Annotated in this window: 2 protein-coding genes; both read right to left on the reverse strand. The window is 42.9% G+C overall.

The window, feature by feature from the left end:
* Positions 1-2135, reverse strand: a 2135-nt coding sequence (locus tag AC1DPQ_RS23285; RefSeq protein WP_477611023.1) for a TonB-dependent receptor, incomplete at its 3' end; no start/stop codon positions are given.
* A 59-nt stretch (positions 2136-2194) separates the two neighbouring features.
* A complete protein-coding gene (locus AC1DPQ_RS23290) occupies positions 2195-2515 on the reverse strand; it encodes a DUF6660 family protein (RefSeq protein WP_477583350.1) in 321 nt (106 codons plus the stop codon).
* Positions 2516-2924 lie beyond the last annotated feature (409 nt).

The raw sequence follows: 2924 nt of genomic DNA on the forward strand, positions 1-2924 counted from the left end.
GGTGCATAGATGTCCCTGAAAACAGGACTTGTAATGCTTCCAGTATAGATCGAATCAAAGCTGGTCTGCCTGGTGTCCGTTAAATTCTCAAAATTTACAAAAATTGAAAACCGTTCCCATAGCTTTTCTGCCATCAGGCCAGCAGTCCAATAGCTTTTACCAGTGGCGCCATCATTAAGCATCTGTTTGCTGAAATAGTATGCCTCGGCGCCAATCTTCCACTTATCTTCAAGCTCATACATCAATACATTGTTTAACCTGTGCTTTGAAACCAGCGGATAACTTGTACTGGTGCTTCCCGTGTGCTGGTTCACATCAGCTAGCGTATAACCTATAAAAAGTTTAAAATCACCATAGGTCACTTTGGCATTTGTTTCCATACCCCTGGTATCTAAATTACCTGTTGGTTGGACATAGGCCAGATTGGTTCCAGTAGCAGCCGTCAACAATATCGGGTTATTGATTCGGGTATAAAAAAACATCTGATTGATGCTGAATCCAACCGCACCGTCAAACAACGAGGTGCGGTAGTTCACATCATAGTTGGCACCATAAGAGCGTTCCGCCTTTGTATTTGCCACATCTAAAGGCGCTACATTTCTGAACTGGATCCGCTCTGCATCTTCGGTAAATACAGTTGGCGCCTTATAACCCAGACCACCGCCCAAGCGGATAGAAAAATGTTCATTGATCTTCCACAATCCAGAAATTCTCGGTAAAAAGAAAAACCCGTATTCATTGTGGTAATCTCCCCTTACCCCAGATTCGATACTAAATTTCTCTGAAAGGCTCCAGGTGTTCTGCGCAAATGCGCCGACCGTGTTATAATTGTAACTTCTTAGTGCATTCTTACTGTTCTGATCTTCCTTAAAATTATCGGTCAGAAAGTTTATACCCAATACCCAGTCTGCTTTTTCTCCGTTACGGCTATAATTTGCCTCGCTATAAGTAGATACCTGAACGCCTGAAAACAGGTAGTTTGGAAGATCGATGCTGCGGTCGTAATAACTCACTGAATTGCGAATGACCAGCTTTTCCCTTTCGCTTAGTTTATGATCCAATTCAACCTGAGAACTGTAACGCCCGGTTTTATTCTGTTCAAAATAAGAATGGGCAACACTGCCATTTCCCTTCACATATTCCAGATCGCCACCGATCCGTTTTTCAGTTGTAGCGTTGATTCCGGCCGAAAGCGTAGTCGCATCATTGAAATAAAAATATAATTTGGGGTTCAGGGTGAAACGGTCAAACTTGGGGATAGCGGTCAAACCGGCATTTGAAGGATCATAGGCTGTTCCTTTGTTATATGCACCGTAAACCGTGATACCTATTTTATCAAATTTCTGTCCATAAAAAGCACTGGCATCCAGTCCCAAAGCAGAAGTACCGTTCAAAAGGAAATTAAGCCGACGCGCTTCCGTCGGTTTTTTAGAAACCAGGTTTACCAGTCCAGCAATTGCTCCACCACCGTAAAGCGTAGAAGATGAACCTTTGATCACCTCTACCTGCTGCAGATCCAATGGGGCAATCTGAAGCAGGCCCAATCCACCCGAGAAACCAGCGTATAACGGAAAACCATCTCTAATGATCTGGGTATATTTTCCGTCCAGTCCCTGTATGCGGATACTGGAGTTTCCGCTGGTAGCAGAAGTCTGCTGGGTCTGGATCCCGGTACTTTCTGCCAGCATCATGCGGATGTCGCCAGGTTTCATATTTCCCTTTTCATCCAGTTCTTCCCCCGCGATGACCTCGACCCGTGTAGGAATATTATCAATGGTACGGCTGCTCCTTGTCGCTGAGATCACTACATCCTCCAAGTCCTCGTCTTCTTCAGCTGCAGTAAGTAAAACGGTCAAAAGGTTAGTTTCAGCAAGGGGAAAGGTCAGTGTATCCGTTTTAGTCTGGTAGCCTACATAACTAAACTGAATGGTCTGTTTACCTGAAGGTATACCACTAATACTTGCATTACCTGCACTATCTGATTTCGTGCCAATGGTCGTTCCAAGCACTTTTAATGTAGCTCCTGAAAGTACCTGGTTCGTCTTTGCGTCTTTGATGACGGCTTTATACGTATTTTGGGCAAAGGCGGTAACTGTAAACAACAGTATAGCCAAAACCACAATCGTTCTTTTCATAATGATCTTTAAATAATGATTTCGATAAATATGTCCGTTTAGGACGATAGGAAAATAAACTACGAAAGTTTGGGCGGCTGCCAGATGGAAATAGAAATAGCCTGGAGTTCAAGTGGAATATAAGCCGTATTGTGCTGAACAGGTAAAAGCTGGACCGCAAAAACGATCGTTGAACGTGTAGTGATGGTAAAGCCAATACAGGTACCGCAGACATAAAACGGTGAACAACCTTTGCAGCAATTATCACTATGTTCACTGCAAGCATGTTTTTCCGCTTTATCGGTTTTCAGTGCATGGCTATCTTCTCGCGCTAAAGCACAGCATGGTACCGCGGTTAGCGTAAATACGATGAGAGATAAAACCAGGGCAATGAATTTCACGGTGTAAAAGTATAAAATTTACTGATACCCGCGCCGTTATTATATGATATTACCGGTTGCAAAGCCTGTAAATAAAGAATAGAGCACTGCACCCTCAAATTTGATTATCCAATTGATTGAGGTTATTTTGCAAGCCTCAAGGCATCAGCAAACTCATCGGGCAGGGGGCTGTTTATGATGGCTGTGGCGGATGCTTCCACATCGTACTCAACACGCCTGAATTCAATTCGACACTATTTTTATCGGTTGTGGAACTGCCTGCATTTAAGTGGAGTATAAATATTACGATATAAAATTAATGACCCAAAATAAATTTGATTTTATTTGTAGTGACCATAAAGTCAAAAGGTGCACTTTATGTTTTCAACCGCTAAAAAAAAACCAGATCAACATCAGCTTCCCCCATCAA

It is taken from the genome of Pedobacter sp. 01T416_2, assembly GCF_056398925.1.